Origin of the sequence: Nitrincola alkalilacustris (assembly GCF_008973755.1) — a bacterium.
Lineage (GTDB): Bacteria > Pseudomonadota > Gammaproteobacteria > Pseudomonadales > Balneatricaceae > Nitrincola > Nitrincola alkalilacustris.
In genome coordinates, this window is the sequence record NZ_WBOM01000002.1 from 323,810 (window position 1) to 341,841 (window position 18,032).

The 18,032-nt window shown below is 54.8% G+C and carries 14 protein-coding genes; 7 read left to right on the top strand and 7 right to left on the bottom strand.

Annotation, left to right across the window (positions count from 1 at the left end):
* The first annotated feature begins 79 nt into the window (after positions 1 to 79).
* Entirely contained in the window at positions 80 to 1,426 is a 1,347-nt protein-coding gene (locus F7R27_RS04355; protein ID WP_151702996.1) for a UDP-glucose dehydrogenase family protein, read from the top strand.
* Here F7R27_RS04355 and F7R27_RS04360 read toward each other — a convergent pair.
* Positions 1,407 to 1,622: a DNA gyrase inhibitor YacG gene (locus F7R27_RS04360; protein ID WP_151702997.1), complete on the bottom strand. Its 216-nt coding sequence runs from the start codon at positions 1,620 to 1,622 to the stop codon at positions 1,407 to 1,409. The genes F7R27_RS04355 and F7R27_RS04360 overlap by 20 nt on opposite strands.
* Before the next feature lie 31 nt (positions 1,623 to 1,653).
* Positions 1,654 to 2,253 (bottom strand): dephospho-CoA kinase, encoded by a 600-nt coding sequence (coaE, locus tag F7R27_RS04365; protein ID WP_151702998.1) that lies wholly within the window; start codon positions 2,251 to 2,253, stop codon positions 1,654 to 1,656.
* Positions 2,254 to 2,418: 165 nt separating this feature from the next.
* Between coaE and F7R27_RS04370 the strand changes: the two genes are divergently transcribed.
* Positions 2,419 to 3,789: an MATE family efflux transporter gene (locus F7R27_RS04370; protein WP_240776227.1), complete on the top strand. Its 1,371-nt coding sequence runs from the start codon at positions 2,419 to 2,421 to the stop codon at positions 3,787 to 3,789.
* Here F7R27_RS04370 and dbpA read toward each other — a convergent pair.
* Positions 3,770 to 5,149, bottom strand: a complete 1,380-nt coding sequence (gene dbpA, locus F7R27_RS04375) for an ATP-dependent RNA helicase DbpA (RefSeq protein WP_151702999.1) — start codon at positions 5,147 to 5,149, stop codon at positions 3,770 to 3,772. The genes F7R27_RS04370 and dbpA overlap by 20 nt on opposite strands.
* A 221-nt stretch (positions 5,150 to 5,370) precedes the next feature.
* Between dbpA and phbB the strand changes: the two genes are divergently transcribed.
* Positions 5,371 to 6,120 (top strand): acetoacetyl-CoA reductase, encoded by a 750-nt coding sequence (gene phbB / locus F7R27_RS04380; RefSeq protein WP_151703000.1) that lies wholly within the window; start codon positions 5,371 to 5,373, stop codon positions 6,118 to 6,120.
* A gap of 73 nt (positions 6,121 to 6,193) precedes the next feature.
* Here the strand turns inward: phbB and F7R27_RS04385 are convergent, their stop codons facing one another.
* From F7R27_RS04385 to F7R27_RS04395, 3 genes are all read right to left on the bottom strand, one after another.
* On the bottom strand, positions 6,194 to 9,022 hold the full coding sequence (locus F7R27_RS04385; RefSeq protein WP_151703001.1) for a DUF349 domain-containing protein: 2,829 nt from the start codon (positions 9,020 to 9,022) through the stop codon (positions 6,194 to 6,196).
* A 178-nt stretch (positions 9,023 to 9,200) separates the two neighbouring features.
* The gene (locus F7R27_RS04390) at positions 9,201 to 10,385 is read right to left on the bottom strand and encodes a hypothetical protein (RefSeq protein WP_151703002.1); all 1,185 of its coding nucleotides are present in this window, start codon (positions 10,383 to 10,385) and stop codon (positions 9,201 to 9,203) included.
* A 91-nt stretch (positions 10,386 to 10,476) separates the two neighbouring features.
* Positions 10,477 to 10,905 carry a YchJ family protein gene (locus F7R27_RS04395; RefSeq protein ID WP_151703003.1) on the bottom strand — a complete coding sequence of 143 codons (429 nt, stop codon included), beginning with the start codon at positions 10,903 to 10,905 and terminating at the stop codon, positions 10,477 to 10,479.
* A gap of 125 nt (positions 10,906 to 11,030) precedes the next feature.
* Between F7R27_RS04395 and sbcB the strand changes: the two genes are divergently transcribed.
* Both sbcB and F7R27_RS04405 read left to right on the top strand, forming a co-directional pair.
* Positions 11,031 to 12,485: an exodeoxyribonuclease I gene (gene sbcB / locus F7R27_RS04400; RefSeq protein WP_151703004.1), complete on the top strand. Its 1,455-nt coding sequence runs from the start codon at positions 11,031 to 11,033 to the stop codon at positions 12,483 to 12,485.
* A 22-nt stretch (positions 12,486 to 12,507) separates the two neighbouring features.
* Positions 12,508 to 13,098 carry a hypothetical protein gene (locus F7R27_RS04405; protein WP_151703005.1) on the top strand — a complete coding sequence of 197 codons (591 nt, stop codon included), beginning with the start codon at positions 12,508 to 12,510 and terminating at the stop codon, positions 13,096 to 13,098.
* 48 nt (positions 13,099 to 13,146) lie between these two features.
* On the opposite strand, the gene F7R27_RS04410 is transcribed toward F7R27_RS04405, so the two are convergent.
* Entirely contained in the window at positions 13,147 to 15,987 is a 2,841-nt protein-coding gene (locus F7R27_RS04410; protein ID WP_168927423.1) for an insulinase family protein, read from the bottom strand.
* 202 nt (positions 15,988 to 16,189) lie between these two features.
* Between F7R27_RS04410 and F7R27_RS04415 the strand changes: the two genes are divergently transcribed.
* Together F7R27_RS04415 and F7R27_RS04420 are read left to right on the top strand one after the other, a co-directional pair.
* Entirely contained in the window at positions 16,190 to 17,086 is an 897-nt protein-coding gene (locus tag F7R27_RS04415; RefSeq protein WP_151703007.1) for a DMT family transporter, read from the top strand.
* An 18-nt stretch (positions 17,087 to 17,104) separates the two neighbouring features.
* Positions 17,105 to 17,986 (top strand): Tim44 domain-containing protein, encoded by an 882-nt coding sequence (locus F7R27_RS04420; protein ID WP_151703008.1) that lies wholly within the window; start codon positions 17,105 to 17,107, stop codon positions 17,984 to 17,986.
* Positions 17,987 to 18,032 lie beyond the last annotated feature (46 nt).

Here is an 18,032-nt window from a genome sequence, read left to right on the forward strand (position 1 = left end):
GCGGGTAACAATTGGTCACATTTATGGTTTAGAATCCCCAGATGTTCGATCAGTTTGGGTATCCCGGAATGGATAGCATATGAAGATTACAGTTTTTGGTACAGGGTATGTCGGATTGGTCACCGGAGCCTGTCTGGCGGATGTCGGTCATCAGGTGCTTTGTGTGGATGTAGATGTCGCCAAGATAGAGGGGCTCAAACAGGGGATTATCCCTATCTATGAACCGGGTCTTGATGAGCTGGTCCGTCGTAACCACTTACAGGGGCGGCTTGATTTCACTACTGATGCTGAGGCGGGTGTCGGTTTTGGCCAGTTGCAGTTCATTGCTGTCGGCACTCCACCGGATGAGGATGGCTCTGCCGATCTGCAGTATGTGCTGGCGGTGGCCGAGACGATAGCGCGACATATGGATGGTTATCGTGTGGTGGTGGATAAATCCACTGTGCCGGTAGGCACGGCGGATCGTGTGGCACAGCGTATCAGAGAGGTTCTGGCAGAGCGCGATATAGACCTGCCTTATGATGTCTGCTCCAACCCTGAGTTTCTCAAGGAGGGGGCGGCGATTGAGGACTTTACAAAAGCGCCGAGAATCATCGTCGGCACAGAATCAGAGCGGGTCAAGTCGCTGATGAAGGAGTGCTATGCCCCCTACAACTGGAATCACGACAAGCTCATGTTCATGTCGGTTCGTGCGGCTGAGCTGACCAAGTATGCAGCCAATGCGATGTTGGCAACCAAGATCAGCTTCATGAATGAGGTGGCCAACCTGGCTGAACGGCTGGGTGCGGATATCGAACAGGTGCGTCTTGGAATCGGGTCGGACCCTCGTATCGGCTATCAGTTTATCTATCCCGGTTGTGGTTATGGCGGCTCCTGCTTCCCCAAGGATGTGCAGGCGCTGGCCAGAACAGCCGAACAGGTGGGTTATACGCCCGAACTGCTGAATGCGGTGGAGGCGGTCAACCGGCGGCAGAAATCGGTACTGTTCAATAAGCTTAATCAGGCGTTTGACCAGGATCTGAAGGGCAGGGTGATTGCGCTCTGGGGGTTGGCTTTTAAACCCAATACCGATGATATGCGTGAAGCGCCGAGCCGGGTGCTGATGGAGGCGCTATGGCAGGCCGGTGCCATAGTGCAGGCCTATGATCCCGAAGCGATGGATGAGACGCGCAGAATCTATGCCGAGCAGCCGGGTCTGCGTCTGATGCCAAGCCGTGAGGCTGCCGTGGAGCAGGCCGATGCGCTGGTGATCTGTACCGAGTGGCGGGCGTTTCGCAGTGTGGATTTTGACTGGCTGAAGCAGACACTGCGCCAGCCTGTCGTGGTCGATGGCCGCAACCTCTTTGAGCCGGATCAGGTCAGAGAGGCCGGGCTGCTTTACTTTGCCATCGGTCGAGGTGATTCCATCAGTGGCGCGTTGGTGTAAAGGGCTGCTCTTCTACTGAGTCGCCTGAACTGTAGTCATTGATATCGGGGGCTACCGGGATCTGGTAGCCTTCGCTGGCCCATTCGCCGAGATCGATCAGCTTGCAGCGCTCACTGCAGAAGGGGCGCCACTTGTTGCTGTCGTCATAAATACTGGGTTTGCCGCATTGCGGACATTTGATTGTCTTGCTGGTCATGGTCTTCATTCTGTCGGTGGTTCGGGGTGGCTCAGGGGTGGCTCAGTTGCTTATGCAGGGCGTGGACTTCACGCTGCAGCGCGGCCAGATCACCACTATTGTCCAGTATCCAGTCGGCACGATCAAGGCGCGACTGGCGTGAGCTCTGTGCCGCCAGGATGCGCCGGACACCCTCTTCGGTCATATCATCTCTGGATTGGGTACGCGCTATCTGCAGTGATTCCGGCACATCCACTACTATCACACCATCGGTCAACCTGTGTTGATCAGTCTCCAGCAGCAGGGGGCTGGCCAGCAGCAGATAGGGTGCGTCCGGGTTGCTGCGAAACGTTGCAATGCGCGCCTCTATGCGTTGTCGGATCAGAGGATGCAGCAGTTGCTCCAGCCATTGTCTCTGCTGCGGCTCGGCAAATACCCAGTCACGCAGTTGGCGTCGATTCAGATGCCCATCCGCCTGTATGGCCTGCGGGCCGAAATGAGCCGCAATGAGCTGCAGAGCAGGCTCACCCGGCAGCACTACATCGCGCGCAACCTGATCCGCATCTATCACGGGAATGCCCAGCGAGACAAAGAGATCCGTCGCAGCACTTTTGCCACTGCCGATGCCGCCTGTCAGGCCCAGCACTTTCATAACAGCACCTTCATGGTTGATACCTTGAGATAGAAAGAGGTAGAGGAGCTTGGGAATAATCGGCTGAGGGTAGCACAGGATGGCGATGTGCCAAACCCTGGTGGCCTATCCATTTCTATGCAGCGCCGCTTACTGGTAAACTATGCGCTTTTTCAGGCTGGCCAGATGCGAAAAAAGGCAGATTTACTGAACGACCCGCTGCGTCCTGTGCTGGTGCGGATGACGGTGCCGATGATGTTCGGGATCATCAGTCTGATGCTGTTCAATCTGGCCGATATCTGGTTTGTCGCACAGCTCGGCACCCAGCCGATGGCGGCTCTGGCCTTTACCTTCCCTGTTTCCTTCGCGGTGGTCAGCTTGGCGATCGGGTTGGGTATCGGCACGTCAGCCACGCTGGCGAGACGTATCGGCAGCGGTGAGACTCAGTTTGCTGCCCGCATGGCGAGCGATAATCTGCTGATGACCGCTGCTCTGATGCTGTTGGTGGGGTATCTGGGTCAGTGGATTATTGATCCGATATTTCGTCTGATGGGCGCTGATGAGGCGCTTCTTCCGCTGATTGCGGACTATATGCAGATCTGGTTTGCCGGTTCTGTGTTCATGGTCTTGAACATGGTCTGTAACAGCATCTTCAGGGCCGCCGGTGATACCCGGATGTCTGCCGTGGTGATGCTGGTGGCCTCTGGCCTTAACCTGATACTTGATCCGATACTGATCTTCGGCTTCGGGCCGATTCCGGCGATGGGGATCAAGGGGGCTGCTCTGGCCAGTGTGATCGCCTGGAGTATCACCACCGTCACGGCGCTGTATCTGCTCTATTTCAGGCAGCGCATGATTCTGCTGAGCTTTTCACCCTTCCGACAGATCTGGCGCAACTGGTGCGAGGTGATGACGATCAGCCTGCCGGCGGCGCTGTCCAATATGATGACGCCACTGGCCAACGGTGTGCTGACGGCGATGGTAGCGGTGCATGGCGCCGAAGCGGTGGCAGCATTCGGAGTGGGGAATCGTATTGAGGCGCTGGCGCTGCTGGCTTGCCTGGCACTGTCGATGACCTTGCCTCCTTTTATCAGTCAAAACTTTGGTGCCGGACATCTGGATCGCGTCAAAAAGGCCTATGCCACTGTCATTCGTTTTGCACTGGCCTGGCAGATTGCGGTCTATCTGATTCTGGCGCTCCTGTCCGGGCCGTTATCGCAGCTGTTTACGGATGATCCTGAAGTCGCATATTGGATACGGATCTGGATACTTATCGTGCCGATCGGGTTTGGGTTTCAGGCCACTACCTTTCTCAGCGCTTCTGCATTCAATGCGTTGCATCAACCGATGCGCGCACTGCGGATCAGTCTGATAAGGCTGTTCCTGCTGTATTTACCACTGGCTTGGTTGGGGAACTATCTGTTCGGTCTGGAGGGGATGTTCTTTGCGCTGGTGCTGGCCAATACGCTGACGGCGATATTGGCCTGGAGCTGGATGCGCAGACTGCTGTTGCAGCTGCGCAGCGAGGGGCAGTTGGTCAGAGGCGGCGCACTTTGAACTGACGACCTTTGATCTTGCCTTCACGCAACTGCTCAAGCGCCTGCGTTGAGATGCTGCGTTCAACGGCAACAAAGGATTTGAAGTTGGTGATGTTGATCTTGCCGATCGATGTGGCATCCAGGCCACCGGCAACGGTCAGAGCACCCAGAATATCGCCCGGGCGCAGCTTCTCTTTGCGTCCGCCCGCTATGCACAGCGTTGCCATGGTGGCCGGTGCCAGCTCTTTCTGCGGATTGACTGTCGGCAGGGAGGGCATGCGCTTAACCGGTTGTCTTTGCAGCTCATCGATCCGCTGCAGACGGAAACTGTCCTTTTCAGTGTACAGGCTCAGTGCGATTCCCTGACGACCGGCACGACCTGTGCGACCAATGCGATGAGTGTAGATCGCAGGGTCCTGAGGCAGATCGGCATTGATTACCATATCCACCGTATCAATATCCAGACCGCGTGCTGCCACATCTGTTGCCAGCAAGTAGCGGAAGCTGCCGTTGCTGAACTGGATCAGCACCTGATCACGATCCAGCTGATCCATATCCCCATGCAGGACCAGTGCTCTGAGCCCTACGGATTTCATCTCTGTTGCCAGGTCATTACAGGCCTGTCGAGTGTTGCAGAAGATCACCGCAGCATCCGGCTGATATTTCTGCAGCAGTGCGTGAATCGCCTCGGCTTTGTTGCCGACCTCGCAAGGCCAGGCAAACTGCTGAATGCTGGTGTCATCATGCTGTGCTTCTACGCTGACACGAACAGGTTCACGCTGATAGCGTGCGCTGATCGCTTCGATCAGTTCCGGGTAGGTGGCGGAAAAAAGCAGTGTCTGACGGGTATCAGGTGTAGTGGCGATGATGGCGCTGATGTCGTCTTCAAAACCCATGTCGAGCATGCGGTCCGCTTCATCCAGCACCAGTGTGTTGAGTCTGTCCAGCACCAGTGTGCCCTTGCGCAGGTGGTCGCAAAGTCGGCCCGGCGTGCCGACCACTATATGCGCGCCATGCTCCAGTGAACCTATCTGAGGCCCCATCGGCTGGCCACCACTGATTGAGACGATCTTGATGTTGTCCAGATAGCGTGCCAGTCGTCTCAACTCATTGGCGACCTGGGTTGCCAGTTCGCGGGTGGGGCAGAGCACCAGTCCCTGAACGGCGAAGGATCGCGGGTTGAGTTTTTCCAGCATACCGATACCGAAAGCGGCTGTCTTGCCACTGCCTGTCTGAGCCTGGGCGATCAGGTCGCGGCCCTCAAGTACATAGGGCAGACTCTGCGACTGGATAGGCGTCATCGTTTCATAACCCAGTTGGGTCAGGTTGGCGATGGCAGTTTCAGGAAGCTTCAGGTTGGCAAAGGAGGTGGTATTCACAGCAGGTCCGGATCATAAGAAATTGTGGCACAGTATAACATGCTCCAGGTCAACTGGCTGGCGAATTCCGTGAAGTAATACTAGTGAAACAGATTCTGAACTACTATGATCAGGTAGAGGTCATCTGGAGAAAATGATCTTTACTGAGTTAACTCAGGATATTTCAGCAAGTGAATATATAAAACTAGAAAGTCGTTAATCACTGAAAAAGGGATGTGGATATGACAAAAAAAGTTGCTTTCGTAACCGGTGGTACGGGTGGTATTGGTACCGCTATCTGCAGAAGTCTGGCAGATGCAGGTTTTCGTGTGGTGGCCGGCTATAACAGCGGTGGCAACCATGATAAAGCGAAGGCCTGGCAGGAGGAGCAGCGCAAGGATGGCTATGAAATCGACGTGGCTTATGGTGATGTCACCAATACCGACTCTTGTGCTCAGTGTATCAAGACGGTAGAAGAGTTAACCGGCGGCAGCATTGATGTGCTGGTTAATAATGCCGGCATCACGCGTGACGGCATGTTCAAGAAAATGAGCTGGGAACAGTGGAGTGAAGTGCTGACAGCGAACCTGGACAGCATGTTCCATATGACGCGCCTTGTGATCAACCCGATGCTTGATAAAGGCTGGGGCAGGATCATCAATATCTCTTCCGTGAATGCGCAGAAAGGTCAGTTTGGCCAGTGTAACTACTCTGCCGCAAAGGCCGGTATTCATGGCTTTACCAAAGCCCTGGCCCAGGAAGTTGCAGCCAAGGGTGTGACGGTCAATACGGTTTCACCGGGTTATATCATGACCCCGATGGTGGCCAAGATTGCCGAAGAGATTCAGCAGAAGATCTGTTCTACGATTCCTGTAGGCCGTTTCGGTACGCCGGAGGAGATAGGACGTTCCATCGCCTTCCTGGCTGATGATAACTCGGGTTATATCACGGGTTCCGATCTGTCAATCAATGGTGGCCTGCACATGTCCTGATCCGGGACGGCAGCTCTGTCAAATCGGGGTCAGTATGGCCCCGATTGTTCTGCCCCAATACTGCTTAACCTCTTTATTCAGCCTGCAGAAGAGCGTCGAAGCGCTCGCTCAGATCATCCATCTGCCAGGCAAAAGGCACCGTTAACCATTCCAGTTCGAGATTGCGGATATCCTTGAGTCGGGTGGTGTCGGATTGCTGTGCGATGGCCTGCTGCAGCCGCTGCATCTGGTACTCCATTCGGATCGCCTGATCCTCTTCAGGAGAGGGGTGTCCGAGCAGTATTTCAAGTCTGACACACAGCAGTCTGGCGCTGTCATAGGCATTTTCGAGTTGTTCTTCAATGTCTGATGACTGGCTCAATGCTGCTTGTATCGTGCTGATGCGTTTCTGAATCAATCCTGCATAGGGGTCTTTCAGAAGAGCTGAATCCTCAGCGGCTTGTAATAGCTGTTGCAGATGATCCTGAACTGTATCATCCGCTTCTGCCAGTGATTGCTCGGCTTTTTCGCACAGGAGGCTCAGTCGCTGAAGTGTGGCGAGCTGATCCTTACTGATCAGGTCGGTCGCCAGGCTGATCTCTTTTTCAATGGCCTGCTTCAGTCGATCGTGCCGCTGCTGTATCTCATCCAACTGGCGCGGAGGCAACTCCAGAGCCTCGATTTCAGCCTGCGCTTTCTGCAGGCAGCTCAGACTGTGGGCAACACTGCGTGGAGCATGCAGACAGTTGCTAAGTGGCTCCAGCAGCAGGTCGGCCTGGCGCTGGCTGCGCTTGCCCTGCTGGGCAGCACTCTGCTCCTGCTTCAGGCGGGCAAAGATATAGTCGCTGTGTTCACGCAGTTGCTGCCACAGTACTCTTTCCTGGCTACGGAAGGTGACGCCTGTCTCTTTCCAGCGCTGTTGAATCTGTCGAATCTGCTCGGTGGCATGGCGGATATCGGTTTCATCTCTCAGGCTTTCGGCCTCGGCCAGCAGTGCCTGCTTCATCACCTTGCAGGCTTCCTTGTGGGCCTTCAGCTGGGCATCAGCCTGATTGATCAGTTGGTTGAACTGCTTCTGAGCCACCTTGCCCGGGCCGCGGTCTACCGGTACGAATCGACGCCATTCTCCCTTGGCGCGATTGATGATCTGCTCCAGTGCTCGCCAGTCTGCCTGCTCCCAGTCTATCTGCGACAGATAGATTTCCAGGTGTTCACAGATCTGTTCACGCTGTGCCAGATTCCACGCTCTGAGCTCGCTCTGCGCCTTGAAGTGTGCATCGCAGGGCGCATAGGCGGCAACCGAGGCTTCACGAAAACGCTGCCAGAGTGAGCGCGAATGCACCGGATCAGTCGCATCCAGCTCTTTCCAGGCTTTCTGCAGATCACGTATCTGCTCAGCCAGAAGGCCGGGTTCAATATCACTGTTGACCAGAGACTCCATCTGCATGCAGAGCTGCTCTTTCTTGGAGTTGGCAGCAAAGCCTTGCCAGTCTTTAAGCTCCAGAGCCTGTGCCTTGAGCTGTTTCAGTCGCGTATCCACTGCCTCTGGCAGCTTCTGGCTGAGTTGGACGGCGAGTTTATCCACCTCCTGTTCCAGCTTCTGTGCCTGACGTGCTTCACCCTGAGCCAGGGCGGTTTCCAGTTGCGTTAAGAGTTCACTGAGCTGGCTGATTTGACTGCCTTGCTGTTGTCTTAATGAGCGCTGCTCTGCACGCAAAGTCAGGATCTGCTGTCTGATCTGCTGAAGTGCATCAGGTTCGGGCAGTGTCTGCGGCCAATTGATGGCGGTTATCTGCGTGCTCAGTTTTGCCAGTTGCTGCTCGATGCCATGCACATCAGAAAATGGTGGCAGTGGATCAGTGATGCAGCTGTCTGAGTTGATAACACGCCAGGCGTCAATGGCTGCCTGAGCTGTCTGCTGCAGGTTGTCTGCTGCTGATTTGAGTGCCTCATTCTCCGGCAACTCTGCGATACGGTTGGTCAGTTGAGCCAGATCCGGTTGCAGCTCCGTCAGTTGTTCCGGGGTGTGACATGCCTGATCCAGTCTCTCTTTGAATTCAGATATCTCGGCAGCCAGTCGCTGGCGAAGCTGCTGCAGGGTCTGGGCAGCCTGGGCTTCCTGCTTAAGCTTCTCCTGTCGGGCGTTCAGCTCAGTCGAAATCGAGTGACCCTCTTCAAGCTTCTGCGCGAAACGCTCTGTCAGTTCAGAATCAGGATGCAGGGGGAGTTTGTCCCACTCCTGACTGATCGCCTGCAGGCGGATGGTGAAATGCAGTCTGTCTTCGCTGTCGATCAGGATGCTCAGGTTCTGTAACAACTGAGACTGCTGTTTGATGGCGGCTTCGGTACGCTGCTTGCTTTCATTAAGTTGCTGAAGCTTGTCTCGGACAATGCGAAGTACGGCTTTATCGCGCCCTCTGGCATTGCGATGCAGCTCCTCAAGTACCGATTCATCCTCTATCTGCTCCGCTGCAAGCTGGCGGATACCGGTCAGTGGTGCATTCAGCGCGATCTCTGCCAGGATTATCTGGCTTGATATTTTGCGCAGCGCCGCTTCATTGATCGCCGGGGTCTGACTTTTCAGAATAATCAGCTTCAGAGTCTGTTCAGAGCTGATACGAGCAATCCACTCAAGGCCCGATGCCGACGGGTTATCTACGCTCAGAAACAGCTCACAGAAGCGCTCGCCTGATACTTCTCGAAGGGCACTATCCTGCTCCTGATCCAGAATCTGCATCAGGATTTCTGGGTCCGTAAGCCTGGTGATGGCAACGCGTCGAACGTCCGGGCTGGTGTCCTGCAGTGCCAGACCTTTCAGAGTCAGATGCTGTCTGGGTTGGCTCGGATCCAGCTTGTCAGCTGCACGCGCCCGTACTTCAGGATCGGGATGAGACCATTTGGGTTTAAACAGGTTTGCTAACATCAAGCACCACAACCAGCACTTTGCAATGCCGGTAGCCCTAAAAAGAGATGAGCGAAGGGACAATATTGTAACGATCACTGAGCGTTTAATAAAGGCGAGGATGCGTCAGAAACAGCGTGAAAAGTTACTGTCGTCCGGCTTGTCATCGGCCGCTCAGTTTCACGGCGGGGGGATTATATCAGACTGTGAGGTCTACATGCTGTATTGTTCCGGCACGACCATCTTCATTCAGGAATACGCCGGTCGCCTGAACCTTGCCCAGTAACTCGTTGCTGCCCCGGGCATGGAGCTCAAAGGGTGTGGTTGCCTTGCCCAGATAGATGGCACCGACGCCGGCATCCGCCAGTGACACAAGCTGCTGTGTTTCGCTGCTTCCCGGTCTCATCCATAGCAGCAGCTGGCTGAAAACGGGGTCATTCTCATCAATCCAGCCATTATTATCACTGTCGTAGGCTGCCAGTTCTGCAAAACCATCACCGGTTCGGGCACCAAAGAGTTCGCCGCCATCATTGATCTTGCCGTCATTGTTTTTATCCAGCGCCAGAAATGCGCTGTTGCTGGCCAGTGTCGGTATCAGATCGTTTTTGCCATCCAGAGTCAGATCGAACTCAAAGCGCCTCTCACTCAGTTCAATGGCTGCGCCATCAAAGTTCAGAATCAGCGGATCGGCCAGTGCGGCCCCCATGCGCAGGGAGATGGTTTTGTGCTCATACAGCTCTCTGCTCATGTTCAGGTCAATATTGATCTCCAGTGACTTGCCATCGGCGGTTGTCACCTGCCCTCGGGCAGAGAACTGCATGTTTTCCTGTTGGTGGAAGGTCTCTTGATAATGGTACTCGATGCCGAGTTCCCCTGCACTCTCCCCCATACCAGCCGGTGCCCCTGTTGTCTGTCGGGGATTCGGAGCGGGCACTGCAGCGACATCAGAGGGGGCGGTGAGCTCTTCATCCAGCAGGGCGAAGTGCATCTCCTTGCCGGTCAGGGACTCGAACAGGCTCTTGATCAGTTGCGCGCGGAATCTGTCCTCGGATGAGAGCTCCAGACGAAAGGGCTCAGCTTTGTCGATCTCGTCAATACTCTGCGACTGTGGCCGTTGAGTCGGTGTCAGGCTGTCGGGATTCATGTCCATATTGTTCAGGGTATTAGAGGGGTCGCCTGCCTGCCGGCGCAGCTCGCTGTAGGTGAGCAGTGAGCTGCTTTCATGCACCTCATGGCGTGAGTATTCAGCCGCAGCAGTGACCTGACGGTTGCCTGATGCAGGATCGGTATGCACCATTCCAGCGCTCAAACGCTCCGAGATTTCCAGTCGGCTGTAGGCAGCATGGGATGCGTTCAACTGGAAGGAGCTGGCGTCGATACGCATGACGAACCTCGATCTATGAACCGTTTATCTTATCCTTTAGTAATCGGCAGATCCGGGTGAAAATTGAGCTGTATTTTCAGGGTAGGGTGAATCAGTCGCTGAGCAGTTCCACTTCGCCATCAACGTAATACCAACGCCCTTTGTCCTTGCGAAAACGGGAACGCTCATGCAGCACTCCACCACCTTCGGGAGCTTCAAAATGGGCCTCGAACTCTACTACACCCTTTTCATCGTTTTCCGTTCCGGCTTCTGTGGCCAGGATGCTCAGCCCTGTCCAGTTGGTGATCTGTGTCTGCTCCGCTATCAAGGCATGATCTTCAGGGTGGCGCTTCTCGGCGGCAGTGGTATCGATCAGATAGTCCACGGCACCGACGCAAAAGGCGGTGTAGCGGGATCTCATCAGGGCTTCTGCCGTGGCCGCATGCGTGGCCCCCTGGATCAAGGCTGAGCAGCAATCCGTAAAGCTTTTGCCTGACTGGCAGGGACAGGTCTGATCCGGTGTCACACTATCTGGCTGCATGCGGGTGATCCCCTGAGCTTAAGCTGTTAATCTTGGCTCATGATAAAACATAATTACCGTATCAACTATAAGCCTTTGCGGTAATGTGCTTCAGGCTCAAGCGAATCAGACTATGAGAGAGAGTTATGGTGCAGCCGGTTAAAGAGACCTTCTTCTGGCACGATTACGAAACCTTCGGCACTGACCCCAAGCGGGATAGACCGGTCCAGTTCGCGGGCGTGAGGACCGATGCCGACCTGAATATCATCGAGGAACCGGTGGTGCTTTACGCGCGCCCCTCAGATGATCTGTTACCCCATCCCATGGCCTGTCTGATCACCGGCATCACGCCGCAGAAGGCGCTGCATGAGGGCGTGTGTGAGGCGGAGTTTATCTCCCGGATACATGCTGAGCTGTCACGTCCGGGCACCTGTGGCGTGGGTTATAACAGTATCCGTTTTGATGATGAGGTGACGCGCTACACACTGTATCGCAACTTTCATGATCCCTATGCGCGGGAATGGCAGAATGGCTGCTCGCGCTGGGATATCATCGATATGCTGCGTCTGACCCGTGCGCTGAGACCCGATGGCATTGTCTGGCCGGAGTATGAGGATGGCAGGCCCAGCTTGCGGTTGGAGGATCTCAGCCGTGCCAATGGTTTGCAGCATGATCAGGCGCATGATGCTCTGTCGGATGTTTATGCCACCATTGCGCTGGCCCGTCTGGTCAGAGAGCGGCAGCCGAAGCTGTATGAGTATGTGTTGAATCACCGCTCCAAACAGGCGGTACAGTCGCTGATTGATGTTGCCAGCATGAAGCCGGTGCTGCATATCTCATCACGCTATCCGGTGGAGTGTGGCAATGCGGCGATAGTGGCCCCTCTGGCGCAGCATCCGACCAACCGCAACAGTACACTGGTCTGGGATCTTCGAGTCGACCCTGAGCCGCTGCTCAGCCATTCAGTTGAGGCGCTGCGCCATCTGATCTATACCTCGCGGGATGAGCTGCCCGCAGATGCGCCTGTGCTGGCGCTGAAGCAAGTGCATGCCAACCGCTGCCCAATCATTGCGCCTGCCGGCATGTTGAACACCGAGGAGGCCGCACGGTTGCAGATAGATGGCGATGTCTGTCGTCGTCACCTTTCCCTGCTGCGCAATGAGCCTGGTCTGGCGAAAAAAGTGGCCGACATCTATACTGAAAACGAGTTTCCAGCCGATGGTGATCCCGATCATATGCTTTACAGCGGCGGTTTTTTCAGTGATACGGATCGCAAACTGATGGAGCAGGTGCGGCGTGCAGATCTGGAGCAGCTGGCTGAGCTGGATCTGCCATTTCAGGATCCGCGCCTGGAGGAGATGCTGTTGCGCTACAAGGCGCGCAATTTTCCGCAGACGCTGTCTGATGATGAGCAGCAGCGCTGGGAGGAGTATCGCAGCCAGAAACTGCTGCATGGTGAGAAAAGCGGCTATCTGTCACTGCCGAAATTTTATGAGATACTGAACCAGCTGGGAGCAGAGCACGCATCAGATGAGCGGACGATGCAGATCCTTGAGGAGCTGGCGTTGTATGCAGAATCGATCTACCCCCTTGAATTATAAAAGGCTGCCTCCTAAGGCATTAGTGAAGGGATTATCGAAGAAGGGATTGGCATCACTGGGTATTCTGCTGCTCGCGTCTTCAGTACCGGCACAGCAGACCGAGGAGATACCCTATCGCGTTGTGACCGATGAGCATTTCTCCGGCATGGTCAGGGGGAGCTCAGCCTATGATGATATGGAGTGGGGCAGCTTTGATCGGGAGCAGATGCCGGAGATTCATCCTTCCGGTATCCGGCCTCCACCCGAACCTGTTGTGATCCACTACTCCGAACCGGAAGAGCCTTTTGTGGTGGAGATCACCCTTGATGAGATAGTGCGGCAGGATCCGCAGCAACGGGCAGCGGCGGCACGGGGTGAGGATCTGGTGTTTCGGCAGATCTATGATGATCTGTTTATGCAGCGCTGTTTCCTGATACAGGATGAGGACTGCGATCCGATGACGGGGCTGCGTGGCATAACGCTGGGGCCTGACGAAGTTGAAGCGATGGCGGCAGCGCTCGCTGCCGAGGCCGAGGCCGAGAGTGAGGAAGCACCACCGGAGGAGGATACCAGTTGGTTGCCTCGACTGAATGAACTTTATTTTTCAGGCATGCGGGTCGAGCAGGAAGAGTAGTAAGAGAAGCTGGAGTTTACCTCCAGCTTCTCTTACTGACGACAAGTCCTATTCGGTGACAAAAAACTCGGCAGTTCTGAGTTGATCAATCCTGTTTTGACTCGTCAAGGTCAGCTCTTCATCACTGATCTCTTCCTGCTTCTCTGACCCGAAATGGCGCAGTATCAGTTGGCGCTTCTGCAGGGCATGCAGTGTTTCAAGCAGAGTTTCCCGATCCAGTTGGCTTACGGCATCAGCAATCTGTATGTGTGTAGTGAAGGAACCATCTCGATCAAGCTCACGCCAGTATCTTGCTGAGCGGTCTGCCAGTGTGTTATCCGGCTGCAGCAACCTGGATCTCAGGCTCTGTCTGAACTGCTCCAGACTCTCGTCTGAGGTGTCGCTGATCAGCTCTCGCATCCTTACCAGAAAGTCAGTGAAGTGAGGCATCAGTTCCAGAGGGTCTGCGACAGAGGATTGCACGACCAGCGAAATGCCAGGTACATCCCGCAGCGGCAGGTAGTTGGAGAAGACTATGTAGCCAAACTGCTTCTCTGTTCTCAGCTCCGAGTAGAAGGGCGTTGAGATGATCTCGTTAAGCAGTGCGACAGCCGCACGCTCTTCAATGCTGCTGTTGCGCCCCTGCAGATAGAGGTTCAGTACCGCATCGTGGTGAGCCAGATCGAGCGTTTCGATCAGGGGTTCATCAGCAGGCAGCTGAATCACGGGAATGATAAACCCTTCATCTGCCTCCTCTATCAGTTGTTCTGCAACTCTGGTAGCCATGTTGCGAGCCGTGTCGTTGGTCAGGTTGCCGTGTGCCAGCATGCGCAGTTCGGCTTTTTCATAGATGACCGGGATAAAAGCCAGCAGATCCTGCAGAGTGATCTCCTCCAGTGCAGCCAGTTTCTCTTCGGTGCTCCAGCGGGTCATCAGCAGCGTGTACAGCTTCTGAAAGCTGAGTTGAGTCGGGGCTTCCTGCGCCTGATTGATCAGACTCTCCTGCATCTGGCGTTTGACGCGATCAAAGCGTGCAAGATCGGCTGTCGGGTTTTGCAGTACCAGCAAAAGCTCATCCAGCAGTAGAGGCTGTTTTGGACTGTAGCCCGACAGGCGCAGTGAAAAGCCGCGCAGATGGGGATAGAGCGAGGCAGACAACCCCGCGAGCATGGCATCATACAGTGGCTCATTCAGCTCGTCATTGACCATGCGGATATAGAGATCGGTCATTACGGCATTTTCGGTACTCTGTGCCACCGGACGCGACATCAGAGCAAAGAAGAAATCACTTCTGGGCAGCTCGAACTGCTGATCCTGCTGAAACCAGAGGCTGACACCTGGCTCCTGCAGCAGTAGTTCAGGAGTATCAGTCGCCTGTTCCCGCTCCACCAGAGACAGGTCGGTTGGAATGAATCGGTTACTGCTTCTGACGGCCAGTGCCTGATTAGACTGGGGTGCCTGCCAGCGGGTCAGTTGTTCGGGTTGAATCTGGGTAACCCTGTAGCCGACGTTGTAGCGTACTTCAGTCTGGTCGGTTTCCAGATCCTGAGCCTGACGGGTCAGCAGCATCTGCTCCGGAGTGATACGGTCCAGGTAGCGATGGATCAGATCCGCGTCAAACTCACCGAAATAGTATCCCGCATTGAGCAGATGTTGTGTCGGATAGCGCTGTTGAATCTGAGCCAGGGTGGTCACTTCGTGGATCGGCTGACGGCTCTCGCGGAACTGGAATTGCAGATCGGCCAGGGCCTTTTCCTCTTCAAAGATCCAGGATTGAACACCCTGCAGACGCAACTCCTCGATAAAAGCAAAGAAGAGTTCAACCACGCGCTCATAGTCTTCAAAACCCTTTTCTGTCAGGTCAATGGCGACATCAAAAGTGGCGCTGTTCTCAAGATCAAGGCCGCTGTAAGCCCCCAGCCCGTTGGCCAGACCTTCGGCCTTGAGCAGTGACAGCAGACTGCCCTCGCCCTCATAGCCTACCAGACTGGCGATATAGTAAAGCGGGCGCTTCTCCCAGTGAGGCTTGGTGGGCTCTACCGGAAAGCTCAGGCTGATGCTGCGTGTCTGGCGCAGGGTCTGGATATCCAGCAGGGCAGGCAGGGTGCCTTCACTGTACAAAGGCGCTTCGTCAATAAAGGGTTCGGCATCGAAATTGCGAATTTTACCGAAGCGCTCTGTCACCAGTTCGCGCAGCTCATCCAGTGATTGCGGGCCAAGTACCACCAGGCTCATCAGATTGGCTGAGTAGTAGCGATTGTAAAACTCAATCAGTTCATCACGAATGGACTGACCAGGCTGATCAGACAGAGAAGCCAGGTCACCCACGGCAAAACGGCTGAAGTGATGATCCGGATTCATGATTGCCTTGCTGACTTCGTGAGCACGGCGTCGATCATCACGGCGTCTGGCCTGAAACTCTGATTCGACGGCATGCCGCTCGCGCTCAACATACTCCGGGCTGAACAGCGGGTAGGTGAAAAAGGCAGCAAACCTGTCCAGTGCACCTTCGAATGCCTGAGGTTGTATATCAAAGAAATAATTGGTGTTTTCGTAGGCGGTGAAGGCGTTGTGATTGCCGCCATTGGCACTGATGTAGTGCTGATAGCCGTCGGCCTCAGGGTAGGGCTCTGTGCCGAGAAACAGCATATGCTCCAGAAAATGGGCAAGGCCCGGGCGATGCACAGGATTGGCTCCTGAACCCACGCCGACATCCAGTGATGCCGCCGCTTTTTCGGCTGAAGGGTCCGACACCAGCAGTACCTTGAGCTGGTTGTCCAATACCAGTGTTTCGTACTCACGGGTATCGTAAGGGCTGGTGATGATATGAGCCTGGCTGCTGCTGATATTCAGTAGCAGGAGCGCAAGCAAGGTGAAAATAAAGCGATTCAATCCTGTTAATCTGTGCATGAATAACCTGTTATTGCGTAACTGTGCTGAAAAAATGTCTGTCATTGTGACTGTAAAGCTCGACAGAGGTTCTATGTTATATACAGATCAATGACATTAGCATTGATGAGTTCAGTGTTGGTCTCTTAGCTCCGATGAAGGATGCACTCTTTTGTATCTACCGCTAGAATGACTGCCTTTATCATGATTGGGAAATATATCAGTGGCTTATATACTGCTTATCCTGACGGTGTTGTTCTGGGCAGGCAACTTCATTCTGGCACGAGCGATACATCTGGATATGCAACCCTTTACCCTGGCTTTCATGCGCTGGGGTTTGGCGCTCCTGCTGATACTGCCCTGGCTGCTGCCTAAACTGATCAGAAACCTGCCTGTCATACGTCAGTATCTGCCCCGGCTTCTGTTGCTCTCCTTTCTGGGTGTGGTCTGCTTCAACACACTGGTGTACCAGGGGGTGCAATATACCACGGCCAGTAACGCAACGCTGATGCAGTCGGCCATTCCCATCGTGATACTGGTGATCACCTCTCTTTTTCTGGGTGAAAAGGCCGGTTTCAGGCAGTGGGTTGGCGTCTTCATCTCCTTCTGCGGTGTTGTCGTGCTGGTCAGTCGGGGTGATCATCAGGTGATCACGTCACTGGATTTCAATCGCGGTGATCTATGGATATTTGGTGCCGTGATGAGCTGGGCACTTTACTCGGTGGCACTGCGCTGGAAACCTGCTGAGTTGGATGGTTTCACTTTTTTTGGCTTCTCTGTGCTGGCGGGTGTATTGGTTTTGCTGCCCCTTGCGATCTTTGAGCAAGGTGGGGTGCCGCTGCTTGAGATGCGTTCAGATATCATGATGACGGTACTGTACATGGCGATTTTTCCATCGATCCTGTCATTCATCTTCTGGAACAAAGGGGTCGCGGAACTGGGAGCGCCGACTGCCGGTCTGTTCATTCATCTGATGCCGCTGTTCGGCATGGCGCTGTCAGTACTGTTTTTGGGAGAGTCGGTTTACCTCTACCAATTGGTGGGGATACTGCTAATATTCACCGGCATCTATCTGGCGGTTGTTGCCCAGACATTGAAACGATTACAAAAACAAGTTTGATTTTTTACAGGAGAGCGCATGCGACGTCTGACATTACCCTTGATCACCCTGATGATAGGTCTGTTTTTACTGCCGTTGGACGCAGAAGCCAGACGTTTAGGAGGTGGTGGATCATTTGGAAAATCCTACTCCACACCTCAGCGCAGTGCGCCGGCACCTGCCAGGCAGCAGGAGGCTGCACCTGCACGTAATAACCCGGCTGCCGCTCAGCGCAGTGGCATGGGTGGTATGATGGGAGGGCTGCTGGCCGGTGGCCTGCTGGCCGCTCTGTTCATGGGCGGTGCCTTTGAGGGTGTGCAGTTGATGGATCTTCTGCTGCTCGGGTTGTTGGGTTTTCTGATCTTTAAAGTGGTGTCTGCCATGCGGGCCGGGCAGCGGCAGCAACAGCAGCAGCCTGCCTATGCTGCACCACGGGCTCAGAGCGATGCTCAAAACCTGTTTCGCCAGTCAGCACCACAGCCTGCCGAGACGTCGGCTTCGGGCTTCGATACAGCAGGTTCCCTGCTGGCAGAGCCGGAACTGACGCTGCCGGAGTGGTTTGATAAGGCCGCTTTTCTGGAGGGCGCACAGCAGCATTTCGTGCATCTGCAGCAGGTCTGGGACACTCAGGAGTGGGATGAGATCGCTGAATACACCTCCATTGAGTTGCTGCATCTGCTGCAGGCAGAGCGCGCCCGCCATGCGGCTGATCAACACACAGAGGTGGTGTCTGTGATGGCTGAGCTGATCAACTTCATTGATGAAGGTGATCATGTAGTGGCCAGCATTCACTTCTATGGCTGGATGCGTGAAGAGCGCGATGGTGAAACAGCCGAGTTCAGCGAAATCTGGCACTTGAACCGTGATATGCGCGGGCAGGGTGGTAACTGGGTCATTGTCGGTATCGAGCAATCCGCCTGATGCTTTATTTATCCCCTTTACCGAACAATCGGTAAAGGGGATTCAG